Raw genomic sequence first — 20,577 nt, 5'->3', positions numbered from 1 at the left:
TTCAGGTGCTTCAGGTGCTCGGGGTGACCCGGTGCGGTCTCAGACCGTCTCCCGCACGGCCCGGGCGAGGACGCGCAGCCCCTCGTCCAGTTCCTCGGGGGTGATGGTGAGAGCGGGCAGCAGTTTGACGACCTCGCTCTCCGGGCCGGACGTCTCGATCAGCAGCCCCAGCTCGAAGGCCCGGTGGGCGACCCGTCCCGCGCGGGCCTTGTCGTGGAACTCCAGGCCCCACACCAGGCCGCGGCCCCGGTACTCCTTCACGTCGGCGAGGTTCTCCTCGGTGATCGAGATCAGCGCCTCCTCGACCTGCTCACCGCGCGCCCGGGTCTGCTTCTCCATGGCGGAGCCGTCCGCCCAGTACGCCTCCAGGGCGGCCGTCGCCGTCACGAACGCCGGGTTGTTGCCGCGGAAGGTGCCGTTGTGCTCGCCCGGCTCCCAGATGTCCAGCTCCGGCTTGAACAGGCACAGCGACATCGGCAGCCCGTAGCCGCTGATGGACTTGGAGACCGTCACGATGTCGGGGGTGATGCCCGACTCCTCGAACGAGAAGAAGGCACCCGTGCGACCGCAGCCCATCTGGATGTCGTCGACGATCAGCAGCATGTCCTGCCGCTCGCACAGCGCGGCCAGCGCCCGCAGCCACTCCGGGCGGGCGACGTTGATGCCGCCCTCGCCCTGCACGGTCTCCACGATCACCGCGGCGGGCTTGTTCAGCCCGGAGCCCTGGTCCTCCAGCAGTCGCTCGAACCACAGGAAGTCCTCGACCGTGCCGTCGAAGTAGTTGTCGAAGGGCATCGGGGTGCCGTGCACCAGCGGGATGCCCGCCCCGGCCCGCTTGAAGGCGTTGCCGGTCACGGCCAGCGAGCCGAGCGACATGCCGTGGAAGGCGTTCGTGAAGGACACGACCGACTCCCGGCCCTTCACCTTCCGCGCCAGCTTCAGCGCCGACTCCACCGCGTTGGTGCCCGTCGGCCCCGGGAACATCACCTTGTACGGCAGGTCGCGCGGCCGCAGCACCAGGTTCTGGAAGGACTCCAGGAACGCCCGCTTGGCGGTCGTCGACATGTCGAGCCCGTGGGTGACGCCGTCCCGCTCCAGGTAGTCGATGAGCGCGCGTTTGAGTACGGGGTTGTTGTGTCCGTAGTTGAGTGAACCGGCGCCGGCGAAGAAGTCCAGGTACGTGCGGCCGTCCTCGTCGAACATGCGGCTGCCCTGCGCGCGGTCGAAGACGGTGGGCCAGCCGCGGCAGTAGCTGCGCACCTCGGACTCCAGGGTCTCGAAGACGCTCAGGTCGGGCTGGGTGATGGTCACGTCGAATCGCTCCTCGGTGCGTGGGGGGAGGGAGAGGAAGGGGGGAGGGGGAGTGCGGGTGGTGCTCAGAAGGACAGCGGTCCGATGCGGTGGAGCATCTCGGGCGGGTGCGGGCCGTCCGGGAAGTCCCCCGCCTCGAAGAGCACCGTGCGCTCGATGTCCGCGCCATGACGGGCGGCGTACCCGGCGAACAGACGCTCGGAGGCGGTGTTGCCCGGCGTGATGGTGGTCTCGACGGTGGTCAGGGGGTGCCGTCGTGCGACCCGTTCGGTCAGTCCGTCCAGCAGCGCCGCCGCGAGGCCGAGCCCCCGGTGCGCCTCGTCGACGGCCACCTGCCACACGAGCAGGGTGTCCGGCCGCTCGGGCCGCACGTACCCGGTCACGAACCCGACCGGCTCTCCGGAGTCGTCCCGCGCCACCACCGAGGTGTCGGCGAAGTCCCGGCACCACAGCAGATAGCTGTACGAGGAGTTCAGGTCGAGGGCTCCGGAGTCCCCGGCGATGCGCCACAGCGCCGCGCCGTCCACCACGCTCGGGCGGTCGATCCGAATCCCTTCCGCGATTTTCTGAGGGGCTTCCAGGGGTTGGGTGTGCAGGTCTGCTTGTGCGGCGGTCATACGGCTTGAATTTACCCAGCGGAATTTCGAATTGCATCGCCCCGCGGGGTTACGTATGCGCCGAGCGCGTGTTATCACGCGGGCGCGAGTGCTCCGTCGAACCGAGGTGGATCTGATGCTTTTCGTCCGGAAATTACCGTACGAAAAGGGCGCGCTGTGGAGTCGGTCACACGTGTGCAACCCTCACGAGATCTGCTCGAATTACGCCCCGCCGCGTTCGCGAAATCTTTGCGTTTAGGGAAGGGGAGAGCGGGCAGAAGAATACGGGGTTCTACCCGCTGAATTCACTGAATTACCCCGTGGAAGATATCGGAAATTCTCAGGGCGGGCCTTTTCACGCCCAGCTGCCCGCCGCTCTACGCCCAGGCCTGCGCCGCCGCGCGACGGGCCCCTTCCGGATCGACCGTCCTGCCGTGCTCGGCCAGCGCCGCCCCCAGCCCCGCGAGGGCCGCGTGCACGACCTGCGGGGTCGCGTCGGCGCCGTAGTGGTTCACGCGGATCACCTCCGAGGCGAGGGCGCCGCCGCCCGCGGCCAGCGGCAGGGCGGGGTCCGCGGCGAGCGCCTCGGCGACCAGCTCCGCCGCGTCGGCCCCGGCGGGCGCCCGCAGGGTCGTGGCCACCGGCGCCGCGTCGGCAGCCTCGTGGACGTAGGGCTCCAGACCGCCGCCCAGCGCGAGCGCCCCCGCCCGGGTCGCCGCGGCGGCGGACGCGTGCCGGGACATCACCGTGTCGAGCCCCTCCGTCTCGATGCGCTGAAGACAGGCCTCCAGCGCCAGCATCTCCAGCTGGGCCGGTGCGTGCAGGAGCGCGCGGCGGCCGCCGTCGATCCAGCGCTCCTTCCAGTCCAGCAGGGAGAGGTAGGAGCGGCGCGGGGCGCGCGGGTTGGCCGCCATCCGCGCCCACGCCCGCTCGCTCACGGAGATCGCCGACACCCCGGCCGGCCCGCCCATGGCCTTCTGCGCGCCGATGACGCACAGGTCGACACCCCACGCGTCCGGCAGTACCGGCTCGGCGCCGACGGAGGCGACCGCGTCCAGGTAGAACAGGGCGCCCTGCGCCCGGACGGCCTCGCCGATCTCCGCCACGGGGTTGGTGTTGCCGGTCGCCGCCTCGGCGTGGACCAGTGAGACGAAGTCGATCGCCGGGTGCGCGGCGAAGGCCTCCCGGATCCGCGCGGCCGTGACCGCCGTGTGGAAGGGGACGGCCAGGTCGATCACGGTCGCCCCGCAGTCCCGCAGCCAGTTGCCGAAGGTCTGCCCGTACGGGCCGGTGATCACGTTCAGCGCGGTCGTGCCGGGCCCGGCGGCCCCGCGGATCGCGCCCTCCAGCGGCAGCAGCGCCTCGCCCTGGGTGATCACGACGTCCTGCGTGGTGGAGAGCAGTCGGGCCACCCGGTCCTCGATCGACGCGAAGTGTGCCGCGCTCAGCGGGGCCAGATCCAGAAACGGGTGTGTCACGGGGTGCTCTCTTCACCTATGGGGTAGATGGTGTCGAGGGTACCGACGGCACCCTCGCCCCCCTCACCGGCGACATCCGAGGTCAAGCGGCCCGGTACCCATCGGATTGGTTTGGGGAAGTCAAACATCTCCTTATAATCGGTTGTCTCAAGTTCCCTTACAGGAGGTCTCCCCGTGAACTCGGTCCTCGGACGCCGGACCCGCACCCTGGCCGCCACCACCGCCGCGGCCGGCCTGCTGCTCGTGGCCGGCTGTGGCTCGGAGGGTGACGGCGGCAGCGGCGGCACCAAGACCGCGGCCGGCGGGGTCGAGCTGGTGAAGGCCGGTCAGCTCACGACCTGCACGCACCTGCCGTACCCGCCCTTCCAGTCGGAGATCGACGGCAAGGTGCAGGGCTTCGACGTGTCGCTGATCGACCTCGTCGCCGAGGACCTCGGTGTGAAGCAGGTAGTCGTCGACCAGCCCTTCGAGAACTTCAAGACCGGTGGATCCCTCAATGCCGGCCAGTGCGACCTCGCCGCCGCCGGTATGACGATCACCGAAGAGCGCAAGAAGAACGTCGACTTCTCCGACCCGTACTTCGAGGCCACCCAGGCCGTCCTCGCCGACAAGACCGCCGGCATCGCCTCCTTCGCCGACCTCAAGGGCAAGAAGGTCGGTACCCAGGCGCAGACCACGGGCGAGGACTACGCCAAGAGCAAGGGCATCGATTCGGTCTCCTTCGAGTCCTCCGACGCCGTCCTCAACGGCCTGCGCACGAAGCAGGTCGACGCCGTGATCATCGACTACCCGGTCGTCCAGGGCTGGCTCAAGGACAAGGCGAACGCCGACGCCTTCGAGGTCGCCGACCAGATCAACACCGGTGAGCAGTACGGCTTCACGGTGAAGAAGGGCAACACCAAGCTCCTCGCCGCCATCGACGAGGCGCTGGCGAAGGCCAAGTCCGACGGCACGTACAAGAAGCTGTACGAGCAGTGGATCGGCCCGTACGACGAGAGCGCCGCCTCCGCCTCCCCGTCCGCCTCATGAGCCAGGCCGACACGGACACCCCGCTCCAGCCGAAGAGGAAGGGCCTGAGCCGCAGTCGCAGGCGCGCCCTGTCCCGGGGCGCGCAGTACGTCGTGTTCGTCGCCGTGGTCGTCGCCTTCGCGGCGTCCGCGGACTGGGCCCGGCTGAAGAACCAGTTCGCCCAGTGGGACATCGCCGAGCAGATGTTCCCCGACGTCATCACGCTCGCGCTCAAGAACACCGTGCTGTACACGCTGTCCGGCTTCGTGTTCGGGCTCGTCCTCGGCATGGTCATCGCGCTGATGCGGCTGTCGTCGGTCGGCCCGTACCGCTGGTTCGCCGGTGTCTACATCGAGATCTTCCGGGGCCTGCCCGCCCTGCTGATCTTCATCTTCATCGGCGTCGCCGTCCCGCTGGCCTTCCCCGGCACGGAGATCCCCGGCGGCACCTACGGCAAGGTCGCCCTCGCCCTCGGGCTGGTGGCCGCCGCGTACATGGCGGAGACGATCCGCGCGGGCATCCAGGCGGTTCCCAAGGGGCAGCTGGAGGCGGCCCGTTCGCTGGGCTTCTCACCCGCGCGCGCGATGGTCTCGATCGTCATCCCGCAGGCGTTCCGGATCATCCTCCCGCCGCTCACCAACGAACTGGTGCTCCTGTTCAAGGACTCCTCGCTCGTGCTGTTCCTCGGCGTCACGCTGGAGGAGCGCGAACTGTCCAAGTACGGCCGCGACCTGGCCAGCACCACCGCCAACTCCACGCCGATCCTGGTCGCGGGCCTGTGCTACCTGCTGGTGACCATCCCGCTCGGCTTCGTCGTACGCCGTATGGAGGCCAAGGCCCAGGAGGCCGTGAAATGACCGAGAAGACCCTGGGCGGGACGTCCCCCGGCGGGCGCGCGGAGATCGAAGTACGCGGCCTGCACAAGTCGTTCGGCACCAACGAGGTGCTGAAGGGCATCGACCTGGAGATCGGGCGCGGCGAGGTGGTGTGCGTCATCGGCCCGTCGGGCTCCGGCAAGTCGACCCTTCTGCGCTGTGTGAACCTCCTGGAGGAGCCGACGAAGGGCCAGGTCTTCGTCGGCGGCACCGAACTCACCGACCCCGACGTCGACATCGACGCGGTACGCCGCCGGATCGGCATGGTCTTCCAGCAGTTCAACCTCTTCCCCCACCTCACGGTGACCGAGAACCTCACGCTGCCGCAGCGCAGGGTGCTCGGGCGCGGCAAGGCCGACGCGGCGAAGGTGGCCGCCGAGAACCTGGAGCGCGTGGGCCTGTCCGAGAAGGCGGACGCCTACCCGGCCTCCCTCTCCGGCGGCCAGCAGCAGCGGGTCGCGATCGCCCGCTCGCTGTCGATGGGCCCCGAGGTGATGCTCTTCGACGAGCCCACCTCGGCGCTCGACCCGGAGTTGGTGGGGGATGTCCTGGCGGTGATGCGGATGCTCGCGAACGAGGGCATGACGATGATGGTCGTGACCCACGAGATGACCTTCGCCAAGGAGGTCGCCGACCGCGTGGTCTTCATGGACGACGGCGTCGTCGTCGAGGACGGCGCACCGGCCCAGGTCATCGGCAGCCCGACCCACGAGCGGACCCGCCACTTCCTCTCACGGCTACTGGACCCGGCGATGGCGGACGTGGAAGAAGAGGACGACAGCGCCCCGTAGGACGCGCGGCGGCCGCGCTCACGCACCCGCGGTCGACAGGGCGCCCCGGGGGAGCCTTATCGTGCGGTGCATGAGCGATCACGCGGTGCTGCACGTGAAGGGGCGGATCCTCGTCGGTCCGCAGGACGTCCGCGACGAACTGTGGGTCGTGGACGGGCGCATCTCCTACGACCGTCCACGCGGCGCCCAGGACGTCCGTACCGTCGAGGGCTGGACGCTCCCCGGCCTGGTCGACGCGCACTGCCATGTGGGCCTCGGGGCGCACGGGCCCGTCCCCGAGGACATCGCCGAGAAGCAGGCCCTGACCGACCGCGAGGCCGGCACCCTGCTGATCCGCGACGCGGGTTCCCCCTCCGACACCCGCTGGATCGACGACCGCGACGACCTCCCGAAGATCATTCGGGCCGGCCGTCACATCGCCCGCACCCGGCGCTACATCCGGAACTTCGCCCACGAGATCGAGCCGGAGGACCTCGTCGCGTACGTCGCCCAGGAGGCCCGGCGCGGCGACGGCTGGGTGAAGCTGGTGGGGGACTGGATCGACCGGGGCGTCGGCGACCTGACCGCGTGCTGGCCCCGGGAGGCCGTCGAGGCGGCCATCGCGGAGGCGCACGTGCTGGGCGCCCGGGTCACCGCCCACTGCTTCGCGGAGGACTCCCTGCGGGACCTCGTCGAGGCGGGCATCGACTGCGTCGAGCACGCGACGGGGCTGACCGCGGACCTGATCCCGCTCTTCGCCGCCCGCGGGGTCGCCATCGTCCCCACCCTCGTCAACATCGCCACGTTCCCGGCCATGGCGGACGGCGGCGAGGCCAAGTTCCCGCGCTGGTCCGCCCACATGCGCCGACTGCACGAACGCCGCTACGACACGGTCCGCGACGCCTACGACGCCGGCATCCCCGTCTACGTCGGCACCGACGCCGGCGGCTCCCTCGCCCACGGCCTGGTCGCCGCCGAGGTCGCCGAACTGGTCACCGCCGGGATCCCGCCCGTCGAGGCCCTCGCGGCCACCACCTGGGCCGCCCGCGACTGGCTGGCCCGCCCCGGCCTCACCGAGGGCGCCCCCGCCGACCTGGTGGTCTACGCGGAGGACCCCCGCACGGACGTGCGCGTTCTGGCGGCACCGTCGAGGGTGGTCCTCAACGGACGGGTGGTCGGCTAGGAGCGGTGCCCCCACCGGCCGTACCCGGGCTCGACGCCACCACCGGCCGCCCCACCGTGTTCGCGGGGGACGACATGGTCGCCGCGGGGGTGCTCGGATCAGGGCGCACCGGGTCGACGCCCCGGCCGGCGTACCCGTACGGGAAGGGGGCTGGGCCGTGGCCGAGGACGGGGGGCCGCCCGCGGGGGAGTCGGGGCCGCGCTGGGCGCCGGCCCGCCGCGCGGACGGCCTGACCAGCGCGATCGACGGGCGCCTCAGGGGCAGGAACCGAAGTGACCCGCTGATCCGGCCGCAGGCTCCGCGCGGCGGGTTCCTCGGCCCGGAGGAAGGCCCTCGACGGTCCGCCCGCGAACCGTCGGGCCCCTTTCGCTCAGCGGTCCGCCAGCGTCATCGCCCGGTCCAGCGCCTGGAGGAAACCGTTGACCGTGACCCGGTCGCGGACCGCCAGGCGCAGCCACTCCTCGTCCAGCCCCGGGAAGGTGTCGCCCCGCCGGACGGCGTAGCCGAGGCTGCGCAGATGCCGTCGTACGGCGGTCGCGCGGGGCAGCCGCATCAGCACGAACGGGCCCTCCGCGGGCTCGGCCACGGCCAGCCCGTCGGGGGCGAACTCCCGCAGTCCGGCGACCAGATGGTCCCGGTCGGCGGTGATCCGGCGGGCCGCGTCGGCGGCCTCCGCGAGCGCCCGGTCCGACACGCACGCCTCGGCCGCCGCGAGGGCGGGCGTCGACACCGGCCACAGGGGCTGCGCCCGCTCCAGCTCGGCGATCGTCCCGGGGGCGGCGAGGACGTACCCGATCCGCAGGCCGGCCAGGCCCCAGGTCTTGGTGAGGCTGCGCAGGACGACGAGGCCGGGCACGTCCGTCCGCCCCGCCAGCGCCTCACGCTCCCCGGGCACCGCGTCCATGAACGCCTCGTCGACCACCAGGGTCCGTCCCGGCCGGGCCAGTCGGGCGACGGACGCCGCCGGGTGCAGCACCGACGTCGGGTTGGTCGGATTGCCGATGACGACCAGATCCGTGTCCTCGGGCACGGCCGCCGGGTCCAGCCGGAAACCGTCCGACGCCCGCAGCAGCACCCGGTCCACCGCGTGCCCGGCGTCCCGCAGCGCGGCCTCGGGCTCCGTGAACTGCGGGTGCACGACCACGGGCCGACGGACCTTCAGGGCGCGGGCGAGCAGCACGAACGCCTCGGCGGCACCCGCCGTGAGCAGCACCCGGTCCGCCGTCAGCCCGTGCCGGGCCGCCACCGCCTCCCGCGCCGTCCGCCCGTCGGGGTAGGCGGCCAGCCCGGTCAGCGACCCGGCTATCCGCTCCCGCAGCCAGTCGGGCGGGGTGCCGGCCCGGACGTTCACGGCGAGGTCGACGAGGCGCGCCCCGTCGTCGCGCACCTCGGCGTCGCCGTGATGCCGGAGGTCGTGCCCCGCGTGCCGGGGGGCGTGGCCGTTCTCGGTGCCGGATTCAGTGTGCATGGGAGTTCGCGTGTCCCCGGTGGTGATGATCGTGGCCGTGGTGCCCGTTCTCGTCCGGCTGGACGCGAGGCTGCCGAGGCAGCCCCGTGATGCTCCCGGCGCCGGACGGGGCGACGCCGACGGACGGTTCGCGGGATGCGCGGTTCATGTGCGGGTCGCCCTCCAGCGCCTCCCGGTACCGCTTCACGACCAGGTCGAGCAGCTCCGGCTCCGGTCCGATGACATCGGCCGACCGTACCTCGATCTCCGGGCGGGCGGCAGCCCAGCCCTCGGTCTGCTGCCGCACCCGGTCCGCCGGTCCGCCGGCGAGCGGGAAGTACGGCAGCACGACGACGCGCCGCGCGCCCAGCCTCACGCACCGGTCGAGACCGCTCGGCACGTCCGGCGCCGCCAGCGACGCGAACGCCGTCTCCACACCCGCGTAGCCGCGCCCCTCCCACAGCAGCCGGGCCGCCCTGTGCACCTCGGCGTTGGCCCCGGCGTCGGTGGACCCGTGCCCCACGAGCAGCACGGTCACCTCGGCCCGGTCGCCCGGCATCCGGGGCGTGGGCGACCCCAGCGCCTCCTCGGTGCGCCGCTCCAGGAGGTTCAGCAGCGTCGGGTGCGGGCCCGGGGGCCGGCCGCAGGTGAATCCGATCCCCGGGTGCCGCTCCTGGGCGAGGGCCTGCGCCACCGTCAGGTCCCTCCCGGCCCGCCCGGTGGGCTCCGACGTCAGCGGGACCACGACGAACCGCCGTACCCCCCGCTCCACCAGCTCGGCCACGGCTCCGCCCAGTGACGACCCGGACGGCTCGACGAGGCCGTCCCCGACGGGCAGCCCCGGGTGACGGCGCATCAGCTCACGCAGTAAGCCGCGCGACGCCTCGGCCCCGGCATCGTCCCGGGTGCCATGACCGGCGATGAGCAGGGCGGGCGGCGGGGTGGTCACGATGTCTCCTCGGATGCGGATGCGGATGCGGATGCGGAAGCGGAAGCGGCGGACGGGTGCGGGGTGCGGGTCGAGCGGTGGGTCAGGTGTGGGGGCCGGGGCGGCGGCGGTCACCGTCGTCGTACCCCTTCGGGCCCCGGTCACGGCGGCCGTCACGATGATCATCATGCCGACCGGCGGCGGGACCTGCGCGACCAGGGTCCACCGGAGCGCCCGTCCCGTCCGGCGGCGAGGTGTCCGGCGGCGAGGCGCCCCGCACCGCACCGGCCGACGCGACGGCACACGTCACCCCCGCCGGCCGCCCGTTTGCCGGAGCCGACTTCCGCTTGGGCACGAGGAGTTCGCCCCCGCCCACGAGCGCCGCGGCCTCCGCGACGGACGGGGTGCCCACGGCGGAGAGGGGCACGTCGGAGGGGTGGGGTACCGGCACCGCGGCCAACTCCCGCGCCGAGTAGGTCACCAGGGGAACACCGAGACGTACGGCGGCCTGGACGACGCCGGGTTCGTCCGCCTTGGTGTCCACGGTGGCGAGCGCGGCGACCGCTCCGGACGGAAGACCGGCCTCCCGCAGGGCCCCTTCGATCAGCCCGACGACCTCCGCGACCGGTACGCCCCTGGAGGCGCCCACCCCCACGACGACGGAGCCACGCGCACGGTCAGCCACGGCCGCGCCCCTCGGGGAACACGAGACGGCCCCACCGCCCGGACCCCACCGGCCTCGGCCCGCCCGGTCCCGCGACCCGCCCGCCCCGCTCCTCACTCGTTCGGGGCGCCGCGGCCAGGAGACCCCGCTCATCCGGTAGCAAGGACGCATGGCGGTCTTCGTGGCACTCGGCGCGTTCGTGATGACGCTGGTCGGCGGCTGGACGGCACAACGGGTGACGGACCGCCGTCACCTGGTGCTGGGCCTGGCCGGCGGCCTGATGCTGGGCGTGGTCGGCCTCGACCTGCTCCCCGAGGCACTGGAGGCCGCCGGTGACGAGGTCTTCGGCGTACCGGCCGCGCTGCTGCTGTTCGTCGCCGGATTCCTCCTGGCCCACCTCGTGGAGCGCCTGCTGGCCGTCCGCCAGGCCGCGCACGGGGCGGGGGAGCACAACGGCCGTACGCCCCAGGTGGGTCTGACGGCCGCGGCCGCGATGGTCGGGCACAGCGCCATGGACGGCGTCGCGATCGGCGCGGCCTTCCAGATCGGCGAGGGCATGGGCGTCGCGGTCGCGCTCGCGGTGATCGCCCACGACTTCGCGGACGGCTTCAACACCTACACACTCACGAGCCTGTACGGCAACGCCCGCCGCCGGGCGCTCGCGATGCTGTACGCCGACGCGGCGGCCCCGGTGGTGGGAGCCGCCTCCACTGTGCTGTTCACGATCCCGGAGGGCCCCCTCGGCTGCTACCTCGGCTTCTTCGGCGGCGCCCTGCTCTACCTCGCCGCCGCCGAGATCCTGCCCGAGGCCCACCACGCGCACCCGGCCCGCTCGACCCTGCTCTGCACGATCGCGGGCGCGGCCTTCATCTGGCTGGTGGTGGGCGTGGCGGAGTGAGAGGCAGGACGCGAAGCCGTGCGCGGCGCCGGCCGGTCGACGGCTCATGACGTCCGGCATCTCTCCACGAACCGTCTGGCGACGCCGGGTTCGGCCGCCCAGTGCGTATGCAGATAGCTCGCGTGCACCCCTCGCCGGACGAACCCCTCGACCCGCGGCCCGGGAGTCCGTACCCCCCAGGCCGGCGCGGGTCCGGCCCCCGGTTCGACGACCGTCCGGTGGAACTCGTGGGCCCGCATCCGGGTCCCGGCGGGCGCGAGCACACTGTCGCCGACGGCCACGGCGTCCCGGTAGCCGAGCGTCAGCCGCTCGTCCATCCGGGCTGTCGCGTCGAGCACCGCGCACATGGGCCGCCCGTCCAGCTCCCGGCACAGATAGAGCAGCCCGGCACACTCGGCGGCCACCGGAGCCCCGCCGAAGGCCAGCTCGGCGACCGCCTTGCGCAGCGGCTCGTTGGCGGACAACTCGGCGGCGTACATCTCGGGGAACCCGCCCCCGATCACCAACCCCCGCGTCCCTTCGGGGAGTTGCTCGTCGCGCAGCGGATCGAAGACGACGACCTCGGCACCGGCGGCGGTCAGCAGTTCGGCGTGCTCGGCATAGGAGAACGTGAACGCGGGCCCGCCGGCCACCGCGACCACCTGCCGTCCGCCCACGGGATCGACGACGGGCGGCTCCCACGCGGGACCGGACAACGGCCCCGCGCTCCGGGCGAGCGCGACCAGCGCCTGCAGATCGCACCCCGCCCGTACCTGCGCGGCCATCGCCGCGACCGCCTCCACCGCCGCGGCCTGCCGCTCGGCGACCGGCACCAGCCCCAGATGCCGGGACGGCGTGTCCACCTGAGGAGCCCGCCGCAGGACCCCCAGGACGGGCACACCGGTCGACTCCAGGGCGTCCCGCAGCAACTCCTCGTGCCGGTCGGAGGCGACCTTGTTGAGGATCACGCCCCCCATCCGCACCTCGGGGTCCCAGGAGGCGAACCCGTGCACCAGCGCCGCCACCGACCGCGACTGCGAGGAGGCGTCCACGACCAGCACCACGGGCGCCCGCAGCAGCTTCGCCACATGCGCGGTGGACGCCAGCTCCCCCTGCCCCGAGGCCCCGTCGTACATCCCCATCACACCCTCGACGACGGCGATGTCGCACCCGCGCGCCCCGTGCGCGAACAGCGGCGCGACCAGGTCAGGTCCGCACAGGTACGCGTCGAGGTTCCGGCCCACCCGCCCGCTCGCGAGCGCGTGGTAGCCGGGGTCGATGTAGTCCGGCCCCACCTTGTGCGGGGACACGGCGAGCCCGCGCTCGGTGAGCGCGGCCATCAGCCCCGTGGCCACGGTGGTCTTGCCGCTGCGCGAGGAGGGCGCGGCGATCACCAGCCGGGGCACGGAGGGCGGGGGAGCGGAGGGCGAGGAGGTCACGACGTCACCACTCGATGCCCCGCTGGCCCTTCTGGCCCGCGTCCATGGGGTGCTTGACCTTCGACATGTCGGTCACCAGGTCCGCGAAGTCGAGGAGCTTGTCCGGCGCGTTCCGCCCGGTGATGACGACATGCTGGGTCCCGGGCCGGTCGCGCAGCACCTCGATCACCTCGTCGGTGTCGATCCACCCCCAGTGCAGCGGGTACGCGAACTCGTCCAGCACGTAGAGCTTGTACGTCTCGGCCGCCAGGTCCCGCTTGACCTGCTCCCAGCCCTCGCGGGCCTTGTCCTCGTTGTCCATCTGCCCATCCCGCTGCACCCAGGACCAGCCCTCGCCCATCTTGTGCCAGTCCACGGACCCGCCCTCACCGGACGCCCCGAGCACCCGCAGCGCGTTCTCCTCGCCGACCTTCCACTTCGCCGACTTGACGAACTGGAACACCCCGATCGGCCACCCCTGGTTCCAGGCGCGCAGCGCGAGCCCGAACGCGGCGGTGGACTTGCCCTTGCCTATGCCCGTGTGCACGAACACCAGCGGACGGTTCCGGCGCTGACGTGTCGTCAGTCCGTCGTCCGGTACGACACTCGGCTGTCCCTGCGGCATCTACGCGGCCCTCCTCGGAGCTTTCTGCGTTCCCTGCGTTCGCTGTGTTCCCTGCGGTTTCTGCGTGCCCCGCACATCCCGTACCAGCCCGGCGATCGAGTCCGCCCGCAACTCGTCCAACGTCACCGCCGTACCGCCCAGTTCACCCGCGAGCCGGCCGGCGAGCCCGAGCCGGACATGGCCCGACTCGCAGTCGACGACCACGGACGCGGTCCCCTCGGCCGCGAACAGCCGTGCCGCCCGCTCCGCGAGCGCGACGGGCTCCGGGCCGCCGGTCGCCCGGCCGTCGGTGACCACCACGACCAGCGGGCGGCGCGCGGGGTCCCGCAGCCGTTCCACCCGCAGGACGTCGTGCGCCTTCAGCAGCCCGGCGGCGAGCGGCGTCCGCCCGCCCGTCGGCAGCGACTCCAGCCGGGTCGCCGCCGCGTCCACGGACGAGGTCGGCGGCAGCGCCACCTCGGCCGCCGACCCCCGGAAGGTCACCAGCCCCACCTTGTCCCGCCGCTGATAGGCGTCGAGGAGCAGCGACAGCACCGCGCCCTTCACGGCGCTCATCCGCTGCCGCGCCGCCATCGACCCGGAGGCGTCGACCACGAACAGCACGAGATTGCCCTCACGCCCCTCCCGGGTCGCCTGCCGCAGATCGTCCCGGCGGACCACCAGCCCCGGCCCGGACCGGCCCCGCGTCCGCTGATGCGGGGCCGCCGCCCGCACGGTCGCCGCCAGATGCAGCTTGGTCAGCGTGCCGCGCGGCCGGCGCGCCCCGGTGGTGCGCCCGTGCTCGGTCCGCGCCCGCGAACGCCGCCCGGCGGCACCCTCCCCGAGCCCCGGCACGCTCAGCACCTTCGTCCGAAAGGGCTCGGCGGCCCGTACGGCCGACTGCTCCCCGGCGGCCGGCGCCTGAGCCGGCACGCCCTCCCCGTGCTCGGGTCGCGCTGCGCCGTCGCCGCCCTGCGGCCCGTCGGGCTCGGAGGAGGGCGGCTGCCCGCCGCCACCGGGCCCGTCGGGATCGGGATCCTCGTCCCGAGGGTTGTGCGGATCCTCCGGGTCCTGCGGGTCCTGCGGGTCCTGCGGGTCCCGCGGGGGCTCCGCGAACTCCTCCAGGGTCTCGTCGAGCTTGTCCTCGTCGAGCCCCGGCGCGTCGAAGGGGTTCCGCCGTCGCCGGTGCGGCAGCGCCAGCAGCGCCGCCTGCCGCACGTCCTCCGCGAGCACCTCGGTCCGCCCGGCCCACGCGGCCAGCGCGGTCGCCGTGCGGGCCATGACAATGTCGGCCCGCATCCCGTCCACCTCGAAGGCCGCACAGGTCGCCGCGATCTGGCGCAGCACCCCGTCGCCCAGCACCACGGACGGCAGCAACTCCCGCGCGGCGACCACCCGTTGCCGTACGTCGGCCTCCTGGTCCGCCCAACGGGCCGTGAAGGCCGCCGGGTCGTCGTCGTAGGCGAGCCGCCGCCGGACGACCTCCACCCGCTGGTCCGGCTCCCGCGAGGCCGCGACCTCCACGGTCAGCCCGAACCTGTCGAGCAACTGCGGCCGCAGCTCGCCCTCCTCGGGGTTCATCGTCCCGACCAGCAGGAACCGCGCGGCATGCCGTACGGAGACGCCCTCGCGCTCCACGTACGAGGCGCCCATCGCGGCGGCGTCGAGCAGCAGGTCGACGAGGTGGTCGTGGAGCAGGTTGACCTCGTCGACGTACAGGATGCCCCGGTGCGCGTCGGCGAGGAGGCCCGGCTCGAAGGCCTTCACGCCCTCCGACAGCGCCCGCTCGATGTCGAGGGCGCCGACGAGCCGGTCCTCGGAGGCGCCGACGGGCAGCTCGACCATGCGCGCCGGCCGCGTCTCGAACGCCGGTTCGTGCGGCCCGTCCGGGCACGCGGGGTCCGGTTTCGCGGGGTCGCACGAGAACCGGCACCCGGCGACGACCTCCACCTCCGGCAGCAGCGCCGCGAGCGCCCGCACGGCGGTGCTCTTGGCGGTGCCCTTCTCGCCGCGTACCAGCACACCGCCGACCGCCGGCGACACCGCGTTCAGCAGCAGCGCCAGGCGCAGGTCGTCCTGGCCGACGACGGCCGTGAACGGAAACGGAACACTCACTTTGCGTCGCCCTCCAAGTCACCCTCCGGCCGCGGGCGGTTGACCCGCGGCCGGTCGTTCCACAGCGAGCCCGTGCCCGTCATCCGGACGCTCCCGGCGTTCCGGGAGCCCCCGGCGGCACGAACGGCAGACCCTTCGGCGCGCCCGACTCGATGAGCCGCCACAGCGCGTCCGTGTCCGCGTGTTCCTCGATCAGGTCGCCGAGCCGGTCCAGCTGCTCCTCGCGCAGCGCGGCGAAGGAGGTGTCGGCGGCCGGTACGAAACGGCGCCCGGAGGCCGCCGCCACCTCCCGCAGGAAGGCCCGCCGGAACCCGTCCGACTCCAGCGAACCGTGCCAGTGCGTGCCCCAGACCTGTCCGACCCGGCACCCGTCGAGGAAGGGCTCCCCGCCCAGTACGTCGGCGACCCCGTGGTGGATCTCGTACCCCTCGACGCGCTCCCCGAGGCCCTCCCCGACGGGGCGGGTGAGTGTCTTCTCCGGGGCGAACCGTACGCGGACGGGGAGGAGTCCGAGCCCGTCGACGTGCCCCCGCCGGCTCTCGACGTCGTCCTCGATGTGCTCCCCGAGGACCTGGAACCCGCCGCAGACGCCGAGCACCGGCCGCCCCTCGGCGGCGCGCCGCGTGAGGGCGTCGGCCAGGCCCCGCTCCCGCAGCCACTCCAGCGCCCGCACCGTTCCCCGGGTCCCCGGCACCACGACGAGGTCCGCGTCGGCCAGTTCCTCGGCCCGGTCCACGAACCGCACGACGACTCCGGGTTCGGCGGCGAGGGCGTCCACGTCGGTGAAGTTGGACATCAGCGGCACCGCGCACACGGCGACCCGCAGGACGTCCTCCCCGACGGGCGGTGCCACGTTCGACTCGCGGACCGTCCCGCGCAGCGAGACGCGCAGCCCGTCCTCCTCGTCGATCCCGAGCCCGTGCCGGAACGGCAGCACGCCGTAGGTCCGCCGCCCGGTGAGCCCGTGCAGCATGTCCAGCCCCGGCTCCAGCAGGGAGACGTCGCCCCGGAACTTGTTGACGAGGAACCCGGCGACGAGTGCCTGGTCCTCGGGCGAGAGCAGCGCCACGGTCCCGAAGAAGGACGCGAAGACCCCACCGCGGTCGATGTCGCCGACGACGAGCACGGGGAGCCCGGCGTTCCGGGCGATCCCCATGTTGACGATGTCGGTCCGCCGGAGATTGATCTCGGCGGGGGAGCCGGCCCCCTCACAGATCACCGCGTCATACGTGCCCCGCAACTCGGCGAGACAGTCCAACACGGTCCCGAGCAGGCGCTGTTGCCGCCCGCCGTGGTACCCGCGCGCACTCATCTCGCCCACGGGCTTCCCGAGCAGCACCACCTGACTGCTGCGCTCACCACCGGGCTTCAGCAGGACGGGGTTCATGAGCGCGGTCGGCTCCACCCGGCAGGCCTGGGCCTGCATGGCCTGCGCCCGCCCGATCTCGGCGCCCTCCTTCGTCACGAAGGAGTTGAGCGACATGTTCTGCGCCTTGAAGGGCGCGACCTTCACCCCCTGCCGCACGAGCCACCGGCAGATCCCGGCGGTCACCACGCTCTTCCCGGCATCGGAGGTGGTCCCGGCGACCAGCAACCCGCCACTCATCCCTGACTCCTCGCCCGCCGTGCCGGCCGCCCCGCGACCCGCCCCCGCACCATCGCCGCACCCGCGCTGACCCCCAGGGCGAGCCAACTCACCCTGCGGGACAGCCGGACGGCCCGTTCGATGTCCCCGACGCCGACGGCCCGCCCCTCCCCATTGAGCACGGGCCGGTGCTCGACCCGCCCCCCGTACGACAACGTGCCCCCCAACCGCACTCCGAGCGCCCCCGCGAACGACGCCTCCACGGGCCCCGCGTTGGGACTCGGATGCCTGCCCGCGTCCGCCCGCCAGGCCCGCACCGCCCCCCGGGGATCCCCGCCGGCGGCGGTGGCCAGCAAGGCGGTCAGCCGGGCCCCCGGCCACCCCGCCACGTCGTCCAGCCGTGCGGAGGCCCACCCGTAGCGCCGGTAGCGCCGCGACCGGTGTCCGACCATGGCGTCCAAGGTGTTCACGGCCCGGAACCCCACGAGCCCGGGCACCCCGCCGACGGCCCCCCACACGAGCGCCCCCACCACCGCGTCGGACGTGTTCTCGGCGACGGACTCCACGACCGCCCGCGCGATCCCGTCCGGGTCGAGCGCCTGCGGATCCCGTCCGCACAGATGGGGCAACCGGCCCCGCGCGCCCTCGACATCGCCCGCGTCGAGGAACCGCGCGATCGTCCGCGCCTCCCGCCCGAGCGAGGTCCCCCCGACGACGGCCCAGGTGGCGGCGGCGGTCAGTCCGAGGGACGCGATCCGCGACGGCCGCACGGCGGCCGAGGCGGCGGCCCCCAGCGCGACGGCGCCGCCCGCGCACACCGCGGTGTGCAGCGCGCCCCACCCCCGGTGGTCCCGCCACAGCACCCGCTCCACCGCACCGGCGGCCCGCCCGAACGCCGCGACCGGATGCCCCCGGCGCGGATCGCCGAACAGCAGATCACCGAGGAGCCCGGCGGCCGCGCCGTACGCGAAGACGCGATCGGCACGCACCGGTTCAGCCGATCACGGGGTCGGGCAGGGTCCGGACGCTGGGCCCCGAAGGGCAGCCGCACAGGGCGCACATGGCGATAGGTCCTCACTCAGGGTGTCCACGCCCTGGTTCGACGAGACCGACGGCGAGAGTTCCTGGCTCCCGGGGAGACGCTTCGAGATGTTCCCCCGGTGACAGTGGCGGGACCGCGCCGGACTCGCACCGGCTTCCTCTTCTGCCGTCGTACATGGCCCCGGCAGTCCACCACGCCCCCGGAAGACCCGTCAACTTGCTGTTGACCTGCGGCGCAGCGGTGTGCTGAGCCCCACACCGCCGAAATCCCGTCAGACGCCCGAATCGGCTCCTTCCGCGCGCTTCCCCGACGGCCCGGCCGGGAACACCCCGAGGAACGGCGGCGCATGGTCCGAGCCCGGCCCGGAACTCTGTGTACATCTTCCGCCACGCGGCGTGGTGTGCTTTTCTGGCTGGACCTGTGGACCCGGAACGGGCGGCTCGCGACGGGCCGTCCGGGGGACGGGAGGTGCACACGTGGGCGATCGGCGGAGCAGGACGGTCTCGTCGGGCACGAGGTACGGGAGCGCGCGCGGAGCGTGGGTGACGGCGGCCGCGCCCTGGGCGCTCTTCTGTTCGGTCATGGGGGTGCTGGCCGTCGGCGCGGGCGCGCTGGCGGCGCTCGTCGTCCCGGCGGGTGAGGTGCGCGGTCCGGTCTGGACACTGGTGACGGTTCTCGTCGCCGCCGGCGCGGGCCTGTGGTCGGGTCTCACCCCGGGCACCGGGCGGCTCCGGGTCCTGGACCGCGCTCCGGTCGCGCCCCGGCCCCGCGGGCCGGAGCGTCGCTGACGCCGGCCCGGGACGCGCGCGACCCCCGGGGCGCCGTACGTCGTCGGGGGTCGCTGGTCGAGCTGTCGAGAGGCCGGGAGGTCCGGTCTCAGGTCATGATCATGTCCGGTCTCAGGTCATGATCAGGGAGATTCCGTACGCCACGGCCGCCGCGCACAGCGCGAAGCACACGTACGCACCCGTGGTCGCCGCCGCCACCGAGTCGCCCCGGGTCGACGCCTCCTCCCGCTTGGAGAGGCCGACGATGCCGAGGGTGAACAGGCCGACGAGGGCCACGGTGACCACGAGGCTGACTCCGAAGACGGAGCCGAGAGCTGCCCAGTCGATGTGCATGGTGGTGATCTTCCTCAGGGAGTCGTGGGGCTCAGACGGCGGGCGTCGGCGCGGACGTGCTCGCCGGTGCCGTGGTCTCGGCGACGGGGGCCGGGATGGTCGCCGTGAGGTCCTCGGCCACGGTGCCGACCGGCGGCGGGGTCACGGCGGCGATCGCCGGCGTCACCACCCCGGGCGGCTCCTCGGTGTCGTTCACGTTGGTGTGGTCGACCACCTCGCGGCGGGAGACCAGCCAGATCGCGGCGCTGGAGGCGACGAGGAAGACCGCGACGACGGCCGTGCCCCAGGTGCCGAAGGACGTCACCCACTCGGCCAGCGCGGCGACCAGCGCGGCGGCCGGCAGGGTCAGGCCCCAGGCGACGAACATCCGGGTCGCGGTGGACCAGCGGACCACCCCGCCCTTGCGGCCGAGGCCCGCGCCCATCACCGCACCGGAGACCGAGTGCGTGGTGGAGAGCGAGAAGCCCAGGTGCGAGGAGGCGAGGATGACCGTGGCCGCGCTGGTCTGGGCGGCGAAGCCCTGCTGCGGCTGGAGGTCGGTCAGGCCCTTGCCCATGGTGCGGATGATGCGCCAGCCGCCCAGGTAGGTGCCGAGCGCGATGGCCGTACCGGCGGAGACGATGACCCACACCGGCGGGTCCGAGTCGGGCGCCAGGGTGCCGCCGGCCACCAGGGCCAGCGTGATGATGCCCATCGTCTTCTGGGCGTCGTTCGTGCCGTGGGCCAGCGAGACCAGGCCGGCGGAGGCGATCTGGCCGGCGCGGTACCCCTTGCCGGAGGCCTTCTCGTTGGTGTGCGCGCCGAGCTTGTACGTCAGCCGGGTGGCGAGCATCGCCGCGAGGCCGGCGACCAGCGGGGCGGCGACGGCCGGGATCAGCACCTTGGTGACGAGCACGTCCCCGTGCACCGCGCCCGTGCCGACCGAGGCGATGGTGGCGCCGATGAGGCCGCCCATCAGGGCGTGCGAGGAGCTGGAGGGGAGTCCGACCAGCCAGGTCAACAGGTTCCAGAGGATGGCGCCGACGAGCGCCGCGAATATGACCTCTGGCTGTATGCCGGACTCGTCGACGAGCCCCTTGGAGATGGTGTTGGCGACCTCGATGGAAAGGAACGCGCCGACAAGGTTGAGCACGGCGGACATGGCCACCGCGACCTTGGGCTTCATGGCGCCTGTCGAGATGGTGGTGGCCATCGCGTTGGCGGTGTCGTGGAAACCGTTCGTAAAATCGAACGCAAGCGCGGTGACGACCACGATCGCGAGGATCAGCGAGAAGTTTTCCATTTACCTGAGCTTCTTTCGGACGTCAGTGGCATGAGGACCGTAGGCAACCTGGATGAACGGAAGGTGAACTGGGGCGGGCGCGTGGGTGTAGTGAATGAGGTGCCACCCTTCCGCTTGTGCGCGTGCGGCGGGGTGCGGTCCGACGGGACGGCTGCCCGACGTTCGAACGCAGGCGGAATGCCGTGGTCCGGCCGCCCTTCGCCCCGCGTCCGGCCGCCCCGCATCCGGTCGCCCGTCCCTCCGCCGGGGGCGAGGTGCCTGGCAGGATCGCGG

At 73.1% G+C, this 20,577-nt stretch carries 18 protein-coding genes, 1 pseudogene and 1 riboswitch; of the genes and pseudogenes, 6 read left to right on the top strand and 13 right to left on the bottom strand.

Annotated features, from left to right (window positions below):
- Positions 1-39: 39 nt before the first annotated feature.
- The 3 genes from ectB to H4687_RS11085 form a co-directional block, all read right to left on the bottom strand.
- Positions 40-1,311, bottom strand: coding sequence for a diaminobutyrate--2-oxoglutarate transaminase (ectB, locus tag H4687_RS11095; protein WP_050398313.1), 1,272 nt, complete (start codon positions 1,309-1,311; stop codon positions 40-42).
- A 65-nt stretch (positions 1,312-1,376) separates the two neighbouring features.
- Positions 1,377-1,928: a diaminobutyrate acetyltransferase gene (gene ectA / locus H4687_RS11090; RefSeq protein ID WP_225966655.1), complete on the bottom strand. Its 552-nt coding sequence runs from the start codon at positions 1,926-1,928 to the stop codon at positions 1,377-1,379.
- A gap of 356 nt (positions 1,929-2,284) precedes the next feature.
- Positions 2,285-3,385, bottom strand: coding sequence for a pyridoxal-phosphate-dependent aminotransferase family protein (locus tag H4687_RS11085; RefSeq protein ID WP_046919073.1), 1,101 nt, complete (start codon positions 3,383-3,385; stop codon positions 2,285-2,287).
- A gap of 174 nt (positions 3,386-3,559) precedes the next feature.
- Between H4687_RS11085 and H4687_RS11080 the strand changes: the two genes are divergently transcribed.
- From H4687_RS11080 to H4687_RS11065, 4 genes are all read left to right on the top strand, one after another.
- Positions 3,560-4,414, top strand: coding sequence for a transporter substrate-binding domain-containing protein (locus tag H4687_RS11080; protein WP_046919072.1), 855 nt, complete (start codon positions 3,560-3,562; stop codon positions 4,412-4,414).
- Positions 4,411-5,250 carry an amino acid ABC transporter permease gene (locus tag H4687_RS11075; RefSeq protein WP_046919071.1) on the top strand — a complete coding sequence of 280 codons (840 nt, stop codon included), beginning with the start codon at positions 4,411-4,413 and terminating at the stop codon, positions 5,248-5,250. Before H4687_RS11080 ends, H4687_RS11075 begins: the two co-directional genes overlap by 4 nt.
- The gene (locus H4687_RS11070; protein ID WP_046919070.1) at positions 5,247-6,059 is read left to right on the top strand and encodes an amino acid ABC transporter ATP-binding protein; all 813 of its coding nucleotides are present in this window, start codon (positions 5,247-5,249) and stop codon (positions 6,057-6,059) included. The genes H4687_RS11075 and H4687_RS11070 overlap by 4 nt, the downstream gene beginning before the upstream one ends.
- A gap of 70 nt (positions 6,060-6,129) precedes the next feature.
- Complete coding sequence (locus H4687_RS11065; RefSeq protein ID WP_046919069.1) at positions 6,130-7,221, top strand: amidohydrolase family protein; 1,092 nt, start codon at positions 6,130-6,132, stop codon at positions 7,219-7,221.
- 370 nt (positions 7,222-7,591) lie between these two features.
- On the opposite strand, the gene cobC is transcribed toward H4687_RS11065, so the two are convergent.
- From cobC to H4687_RS46315, 3 genes and pseudogenes are all read right to left on the bottom strand, one after another.
- The gene (gene cobC, locus H4687_RS11060; RefSeq protein ID WP_046919068.1) at positions 7,592-8,689 is read right to left on the bottom strand and encodes an Rv2231c family pyridoxal phosphate-dependent protein CobC; all 1,098 of its coding nucleotides are present in this window, start codon (positions 8,687-8,689) and stop codon (positions 7,592-7,594) included.
- Positions 8,679-9,617, bottom strand: coding sequence for a sirohydrochlorin chelatase (locus H4687_RS11055; RefSeq protein WP_046919075.1), 939 nt, complete (start codon positions 9,615-9,617; stop codon positions 8,679-8,681). The genes cobC and H4687_RS11055 overlap by 11 nt, the downstream gene beginning before the upstream one ends.
- Before the next feature lie 221 nt (positions 9,618-9,838).
- Positions 9,839-10,260, bottom strand: a pseudogene (locus H4687_RS46315) (cobalamin biosynthesis protein); the annotation flags it as partial.
- Positions 10,261-10,429: 169 nt separating this feature from the next.
- Between H4687_RS46315 and H4687_RS11045 the strand changes: the two are divergent.
- Positions 10,430-11,158 (top strand): ZIP family metal transporter, encoded by a 729-nt coding sequence (locus tag H4687_RS11045; RefSeq protein WP_046919533.1) that lies wholly within the window; start codon positions 10,430-10,432, stop codon positions 11,156-11,158.
- Between the two features lie 44 nt (positions 11,159-11,202).
- Here H4687_RS11045 and H4687_RS11040 read toward each other — a convergent pair whose 3' ends face one another.
- The 5 genes from H4687_RS11040 to H4687_RS11020 form a co-directional block, all read right to left on the bottom strand.
- Positions 11,203-12,576: a cobyrinate a,c-diamide synthase gene (locus H4687_RS11040; RefSeq protein ID WP_046919532.1), complete on the bottom strand. Its 1,374-nt coding sequence runs from the start codon at positions 12,574-12,576 to the stop codon at positions 11,203-11,205.
- 4 nt (positions 12,577-12,580) lie between these two features.
- Complete coding sequence (gene cobO / locus H4687_RS11035; RefSeq protein WP_046919531.1) at positions 12,581-13,180, bottom strand: cob(I)yrinic acid a,c-diamide adenosyltransferase; 600 nt, start codon at positions 13,178-13,180, stop codon at positions 12,581-12,583.
- Complete coding sequence (locus tag H4687_RS11030) at positions 13,181-15,274, bottom strand: putative cobaltochelatase (protein WP_046919530.1); 2,094 nt, start codon at positions 15,272-15,274, stop codon at positions 13,181-13,183.
- Between the two features lie 79 nt (positions 15,275-15,353).
- Positions 15,354-16,880, bottom strand: coding sequence for a cobyric acid synthase (locus H4687_RS11025; protein WP_046919529.1), 1,527 nt, complete (start codon positions 16,878-16,880; stop codon positions 15,354-15,356).
- Positions 16,877-17,848 (bottom strand): cobalamin biosynthesis protein, encoded by a 972-nt coding sequence (locus H4687_RS11020; RefSeq protein WP_050398311.1) that lies wholly within the window; start codon positions 17,846-17,848, stop codon positions 16,877-16,879. The genes H4687_RS11025 and H4687_RS11020 overlap by 4 nt, the downstream gene beginning before the upstream one ends.
- Before the next feature lie 107 nt (positions 17,849-17,955).
- A riboswitch (cobalamin riboswitch) is annotated at positions 17,956-18,109 on the bottom strand.
- Positions 18,110-18,443: 334 nt separating this feature from the next.
- On the opposite strand from H4687_RS11020, the gene H4687_RS11015 reads away from it, so the two are divergent.
- The gene (locus H4687_RS11015; protein ID WP_046916224.1) at positions 18,444-18,689 is read left to right on the top strand and encodes a hypothetical protein; all 246 of its coding nucleotides are present in this window, start codon (positions 18,444-18,446) and stop codon (positions 18,687-18,689) included.
- Between the two features lie 111 nt (positions 18,690-18,800).
- Here the strand turns inward: H4687_RS11015 and H4687_RS11010 are convergent, their stop codons facing one another.
- Positions 18,801-19,022, bottom strand: a complete 222-nt coding sequence (locus H4687_RS11010) for a hypothetical protein (protein WP_005477691.1) — start codon at positions 19,020-19,022, stop codon at positions 18,801-18,803.
- Between the two features lie 31 nt (positions 19,023-19,053).
- Positions 19,054-20,304: an inorganic phosphate transporter gene (locus H4687_RS11005; protein ID WP_046916223.1), complete on the bottom strand. Its 1,251-nt coding sequence runs from the start codon at positions 20,302-20,304 to the stop codon at positions 19,054-19,056.
- Positions 20,305-20,577 lie beyond the last annotated feature (273 nt).

The organism is Streptomyces stelliscabiei (assembly GCF_014873495.1).
GTDB lineage: Bacteria > Actinomycetota > Actinomycetes > Streptomycetales > Streptomycetaceae > Streptomyces > Streptomyces bottropensis.
This window is presented reverse-complemented; position numbering and strand designations above follow the sequence as displayed.

Bases quoted from the DNA above. Each gene is read 5' to 3' on its own strand.
- cobC (WP_046919068.1), bottom strand. From the start codon at position 8,689: ATGCACACTGAATCCGGCACCGAGAACGGCCACGCCCCCCGGCACGCG.
- cobO (WP_046919531.1), bottom strand. From the start codon at position 13,180: ATGCCGCAGGGACAGCCGAGTGTCGTACCGGACGACGGACTGACGACA.
- H4687_RS11025 (WP_046919529.1), bottom strand. From the start codon at position 16,880: ATGAGTGGCGGGTTGCTGGTCGCCGGGACCACCTCCGATGCCGGGAAG.
- H4687_RS11070 (WP_046919070.1), top strand. From the start codon at position 5,247: ATGACCGAGAAGACCCTGGGCGGGACGTCCCCCGGCGGGCGCGCGGAG.
- H4687_RS11075 (WP_046919071.1), top strand. From the start codon at position 4,411: ATGAGCCAGGCCGACACGGACACCCCGCTCCAGCCGAAGAGGAAGGGC.
- H4687_RS11045 (WP_046919533.1), top strand. From the start codon at position 10,430: ATGGCGGTCTTCGTGGCACTCGGCGCGTTCGTGATGACGCTGGTCGGC.
- H4687_RS11065 (WP_046919069.1), top strand. From the start codon at position 6,130: ATGAGCGATCACGCGGTGCTGCACGTGAAGGGGCGGATCCTCGTCGGT.
- ectA (WP_225966655.1), bottom strand. From the start codon at position 1,928: ATGACCGCCGCACAAGCAGACCTGCACACCCAACCCCTGGAAGCCCCT.
- H4687_RS11010 (WP_005477691.1), bottom strand. From the start codon at position 19,022: ATGCACATCGACTGGGCAGCTCTCGGCTCCGTCTTCGGAGTCAGCCTC.
- H4687_RS11005 (WP_046916223.1), bottom strand. From the start codon at position 20,304: ATGGAAAACTTCTCGCTGATCCTCGCGATCGTGGTCGTCACCGCGCTT.